A 5,740-nucleotide genomic window follows, 5' to 3' on the forward strand; every position below is an offset into this window, starting at 1 on the left:
TATAGAGGCTGACCAGCATCGCCATCAACCAGGAGATAGAAGTCGCGATGGCTGCCCCGCGGATCCCCCATTCCGGAAAGGGGCCGATACCGAAGATCAAGAGAGGATCCAGTACCCCGTTGACTAGCCCGGCTACTGCCATCACCAGACTGGGAGTTTTTGTATCGCCGGTCGCCCGGATGGCGGCATTGCCCACCATGGGCAGCACCAGCATGGGGACGGTGAGATACCAGATCAGCATGTAGTCATGGATGAGGGAGATAAGCTCGGCGCTGGCCCCCAGCAGAGTAAACAAGGGCTTGATGGTGAGAGCGCCCCCCGCGGAGAGCAGGGCCACCATAATCACCGCCAGAAACAGGCTGTCGGTGGCGAGATGGGCTGCCTCATCGTGCTTGCCCTGCCCCAGGGTATGACCGATCACCGCTGACAATCCGGCGCCCAATCCCATCGCCAGCGAGGTAACCACAAAAGTGACAGGAAAGGTAAAACTGATGGCGGCCAGAGCTTCGGTGCCCAGCATACCGATAAAAAAGGTATCGACCAGATTGAAGGCCAGAATGGCGATGATGCCGAAGATCATGGGGCCCGTCATCTGGCGCAGTACGACCGGAATAGGGGCTGTCAGCATGGGGTTGGTGCGGGTCAAGGGCTCGTCTCTACAGCTGGCTTTGAAGGTTCTGGCATGGAAAACGGGCGGCTTGAACCGACCTTGCACCAGAGTGCGGACATGGCTGAACCATCGAAGATGTTTATAGTACGTGAAAAAATTTTTTTTGTATTTGCCCTTGAAGGGTTAGCAACTCTGCCCCACATCAGGGACATATCTAATTTGGCCTGGAACGGCCATTCCTCAAAGCAACAATGAGACTCATTTTGGGAGAGTTATCGATGAAAATTCGTCCACTGCACGACCGCGTCATCATCAAGCGCATCGAAGCTGAAGCCAAATCTGCCGGCGGTATCGTCTTGACTGGTACTGCGGCCCAGAAGTCCACCCGTGGTGAAGTGCTTGCCGTGGGGACTGGTCGCATCCTGGATAATGGCGAAGTCAAAGCGCTGGCCGTGAAGGTTGGTGACAAAGTTATCTTCAACGAAGGCTACGGTGTGAAGACCGAGAAGCTGGATGGTCAGGACGTCCTGATCCTCTCCGAAACCGACATCCTGGCGATTGTCGAAGAGTAATCCATCCTCCTTTTCCCCGAATTGATTTAAGGATTGAAGAAAAATGGCAGCTAAAGACGTTAAGTTTGGTAACGAAGCCCGCATCAAGATGCTGGAAGGCGTAAACATCCTGGCTGATGCCGTCAAGGTGACTCTGGGCCCGAAAGGCCGCAACGTGGTGCTGGACAAGTCCTTCGGCGCCCCCACCATCACTAAAGATGGTGTGTCTGTTGCGCGCGAAATCGAGCTGGAAGACAAGTTCCAGAACATGGGCGCCCAGATGGTCAAGGAAGTGGCTTCCAAAGCGAACGACGCTGCGGGTGACGGTACTACTACTGCAACCGTTCTGGCTCAGGCTATCGTCAACGAAGGTCTGAAAGCCGTTGCCGCCGGTATGAACCCGATGGATCTGAAGCGCGGTATCGACAAGGCCGTTGTGGCTGCTGTCGCTGAACTGCAAGCACTGTCCCAGCCGTGCGCTGACAGCAATGCCATCGCTCAGGTGGGCACCATCTCCGCCAACTCCGACGAGAAAGTGGGCAAGCTGATTGCTGAAGCCATGGACAAAGTGGGTCGCGATGGCGTCATCACCGTTGAAGATGGTCAGGGTCTGGAAGATGAGCTGGCAGTTGTTGAAGGTATGCAGTTCGACCGCGGCTACCTGTCCCCCTACTTCATCAACAAGCAAGAGACCGGTTCCGTTGAACTGGACGACCCGTTCATCCTGCTGGTTGACAAGAAAGTCTCCAACATTCGCGAAATGCTGCCGGTGCTGGAAGGCGTTGCCAAAGCTGGCAAGCCGCTGCTGATTGTTGCTGAAGACGTAGAAGGCGAAGCGCTGGCGACTCTGGTGGTTAACACCATGCGCGGTATCGTGAAAGTGGCTGCCGTCAAGGCGCCTGGCTTCGGTGACCGTCGCAAGGCCATGCTGCAGGATATCGCCGTACTGACTGGCGGTACCGTCATCTCTGAAGAAGTTGGCATGGAGCTGGAAAAAGCGACGCTGGAAGATCTGGGTCGTGCCAAGCGCATCGTCATCACCAAAGAGAACACCACCATCATCGATGGCGTGGGTGATGCTGGTGTGATCGAAGGCCGTGTTGCCCAGATCCGTCAGCAGATCGAAGAGACCTCTTCCGACTACGATCGTGAGAAGCTGCAAGAGCGCGTAGCCAAGCTGGCTGGCGGTGTTGCCGTGATCAAGGTTGGCGCAGCCACCGAAGTCGAGATGAAAGAGAAGAAAGCACGCGTTGAAGATGCCCTGCACGCTACCCGCGCCGCTGTTGAAGAAGGCGTGGTTGCAGGTGGTGGTGTTGCGCTGGTTCGCGTTGCTGCCAAACTGGCGGGTCTGCGCGGTGACAACGAAGACCAGAACGTCGGTATCAAGGTTGCCCTGCGCGCCATGGAAGCCCCGCTGCGTCAAATCGTCATCAACGCCGGGGAAGAAGCCTCCGTCATCGCCAATGCAGTGAAGAACGGCGAAGGCAACTTCGGTTACAACGCTTACAGCGAACAGTATGGCGACATGCTGGCCATGGGCATCCTGGATCCGACCAAGGTAACCCGTTCCGCCCTGCAGTTTGCCTCTTCCATCGCCGGTCTGATGATCACCACCGAGTGCATGGTCACCGAACTGCCGAAGAAAGATACCCCTGCCATGCCTGACATGGGCGGCATGGGTGGCATGGGCATGATGTAATCATACCCCTTGCTCTGTTTGACAAACGGCTCGCTCAAGGCGAGCCGTTTTTTTATATCTGGCTAAACTGAGTCTGTTGAGACAGCAAATCTGGGGGCGATATGAAAATGTTTGGTTGGCTGACACTACTGTGTTCATTGGTCATCATGCCGGTGATGGCTGCTGAGGCGCTGACTGGGCCGGTGATCCTGAAAGTCGGTGGTAACATCAGGTCGGCAGACGAAGTTGATGGCAAGGTATTGTTTGATCTGGCAAAACTACAGGCTCTGCCGCAACATGAGATAGTGACCGGCAACCCGTGGGTGGATAAGCCGCACACCTACAGAGGCCCAAAACTGGCCGATGTATTGGCTGCTGTCGGCGCGGATGGCAAGACCATTACGTTGACGGCGCTGAACAGTTTTCAGATCCGCATTGAATGGGACAAGGTTGCCAAATACGAGCCCATTCTTGCATGGGAAGACAATGGCGCTGTCATGCGTGTGCGTGACAAGGGGCCGGTCTGGTTTATGCTGCCTCTTGATCAATATCCGGAATTGAAGCGATCCGAATATACCGACATGATGATCTGGCAGCTGGATTTGATAGATATTCAGCACTGATAAAAACAGCACGGGAGCATGGGGTGAAAGGAAAGACCAGGGCGTGGCCACTGCTCGTCATTCTGTATGTATCCATCCTGTCCTTTACCGGGAGCACCCTCTATTGCCTGATGCAGATTCAGAATGCGACCAGAGCGATGGAGAAATACACCTATGATGTCTCCTGGGCGCTGATGCAGTTGCAGCTGGAGCTCGGTCGTTTCCTCAATGCGGTAGAGGTCTATCACTATGGCGGGATTGATCATGACACCTTGATGCTGCGTTATGACATTCTCTGGAGCAGAACGCCCATCCTGTTGAGCGGCCAGCTGCGCAAGAGCATGCAGGACAAGCAGAAAACCTTGCGTCTGGTGCAGCTGATTGAAACCAATATTCGCCAAATAGAGCCCGACATCACCAAGTTGCAAAGCGGTGCATCTGACTATCAGCAGATCATGATGCGCCTTGCCCCGCTGCAAGAGCCGCTCTCCTACTCCCTCGCTTCTGTGATGCAGAAGAACATTAACGTCTATTCCGAGAACGATCGCCATTTTGGCCAATTGCGCAATGCCTTGTTGCTGATGGTCTCCGGTCTGGTCATGTCAGTGCTGCTACTCAGCATGCTGCTTATATATGAAGGGCGTCGTCATTTCAGAGCGGCCAGACGGGATCCCCTGACCGGGTTGTCCAATCGGGTTGCTTTGCTGGAGCGGATGGAGCTGTACGCCACACAGGAGGTGCCGTTTGGGTTGGTGCTGGTCGATATCAACGACTTCAGGGATATCAACAGCAAGTTTGGCTATGACACTGGTGATTATCTGCTTTGTGAGTTTGCCACCCGGATCCGAGTGCTCTGCGAAGAGGGAGAGTGGAGCGGACGTCTTGGGGGGGATCAATTTGCCATTATCCAGCGTGGCAGCAGCGATCTGCGTCAGGTCAGGGAGCTGGTAGCACGACTGCTGCATGCGCTGAAGCAAGATATCGTCTATGACAACTATCCCTTCCGGCTTGAAGTCGGGATCGGGATTGCCTTCTATCCGATGGACAGCGACAAGACTCAGGAGTTGTTGAGTCGTGCGGAACAGGCCCTGTTCCATAGTCGCAAGACCCATGTCCCCTATGTGATTTACGATAACTCCCTGCTCAACGAGACGGCGCGGCGCAAACATCTGGCGTCGGATATGATCATGGCGCTGGAACACAATGCGCTGGAACTCTATTACCAACCCATCGTCAATCTCGAGAGTGGCCGCTGTGAAGCTGTCGAGGCTCTGCTGCGCTGGCGGCATCCGGAACTCGGTTTCATTCCGCCAAACGAAGTGATTATGGTGGCTGAGGAGTTCCAGCTTGCCGAACGGGTTGGCAGCTGGGTGCTGAACACAGCTTGCGAGCAGCTCTATCAGTGGCACCAGCTTGGTATGGTTGATCTACAGATGTGCGTGAATATCTCGCCTGGCATGTATCAGCGCAATTTGCTCAAACTGGTGGCTAAGGCATTGATGGAGCACCACCTGCCTGCCCGTAGCCTGGTCCTGGAGGTCACGGAAGATACCACCATGCGCGAAGTGAAGAATTCGCTGCAACTGATGCAGGATCTCAATCAGCAGGGGGTACTGCTGGCATTAGATGATTTTGGTACCGGTTATTCATCTTTGAGTTATCTGCAAAAGTTACCGGTCAGCAAGGTGAAGATCGACCGTTCATTTGTACAGGGCATTGACACCTCAATGGAGGCATCCGAACTGGTCGCCAATATTTGTCGGATGGGGTCGATGCTGGGCAAGAGTCTGGTGTGTGAAGGGATTGAGACACAGGCGCAGTTGGATGTATTGCGATCTCTGACCGATATCCACTTGTATGGGCAGGGCTATCTGTTCAGCCGACCAGAGCAGGCGGAGAAAATCTATCAAACCTTGTTGGAGATGGAGGAGCTTTGGCTGGCGCGTCAACAATCCGAAATGGCTTATATGAGTTGAGAGGGGGCTTGCCTGTCATCTGCCTCCAGAATGTGTGATTTAGCTCGAACTTTCTTCTTTTTGTTTGTTGTTTGAACGGTTTTGCGGTTTTATCAAAAAAACATGCAATTTAGCCTTGCCAGAAAGAATCTGTTCCCTATAATGCGCCTCCATCGACAGGGCAAGCGGCAACGCAGAAAGCCAAGTCGATAACCTCGAAAAGCCTTTGAAAATAAGGCTTGACTCGAGAAGGTGGTTGAGTAGAATGCCACTCCCGCAGCAGCAAAAGCTGCGTCGCTCTTTAACAATTTGAATCAAGCAATCTGTGTGGGCACTCACAGCAT

General features: G+C 54.2%; 6 protein-coding genes. 4 read left to right on the plus strand and 2 right to left on the minus strand.

Annotated elements, in window-relative coordinates; translation table 11 throughout:
• A partial coding sequence (locus DBR30_RS22350; protein ID WP_375135856.1) for an MATE family efflux transporter occupies window positions 1-646 on the minus strand: 646 nt, incomplete at its 3' end.
• Between the two features lie 242 nt (window positions 647-888).
• On the opposite strand from DBR30_RS22350, the gene DBR30_RS15775 reads away from it, so the two are divergent.
• The 4 genes from DBR30_RS15775 (at window position 889) to DBR30_RS15790 (ending at window position 5,417) form a co-directional block, all read left to right on the plus strand.
• Complete coding sequence (locus DBR30_RS15775) at window positions 889-1,182, plus strand: co-chaperone GroES (protein WP_005340573.1); 294 nt, start codon at window positions 889-891, stop codon at window positions 1,180-1,182.
• Between the two features lie 43 nt (window positions 1,183-1,225).
• Window positions 1,226-2,860, plus strand: coding sequence for a chaperonin GroEL (gene groL / locus DBR30_RS15780; RefSeq protein WP_005340575.1), 1,635 nt, complete (start codon window positions 1,226-1,228; stop codon window positions 2,858-2,860).
• Window positions 2,861-2,961: 101 nt separating this feature from the next.
• On the plus strand, window positions 2,962-3,462 hold the full coding sequence (locus DBR30_RS15785; RefSeq protein ID WP_005349099.1) for a molybdopterin-binding oxidoreductase: 501 nt from the start codon (window positions 2,962-2,964) through the stop codon (window positions 3,460-3,462).
• 23 nt (window positions 3,463-3,485) lie between these two features.
• Window positions 3,486-5,417: a putative bifunctional diguanylate cyclase/phosphodiesterase gene (locus DBR30_RS15790; protein ID WP_108540970.1), complete on the plus strand. Its 1,932-nt coding sequence runs from the start codon at window positions 3,486-3,488 to the stop codon at window positions 5,415-5,417.
• A gap of 39 nt (window positions 5,418-5,456) precedes the next feature.
• On the opposite strand, the gene DBR30_RS21395 is transcribed toward DBR30_RS15790, so the two are convergent.
• The coding region (locus DBR30_RS21395; protein WP_219927576.1) for a hypothetical protein at window positions 5,457-5,740 on the minus strand (284 nt) is incomplete at its 5' end.

The organism is Aeromonas sp. HMWF017 (assembly GCF_003061465.1).
Classification (GTDB): domain Bacteria; phylum Pseudomonadota; class Gammaproteobacteria; order Enterobacterales; family Aeromonadaceae; genus Aeromonas; species Aeromonas veronii.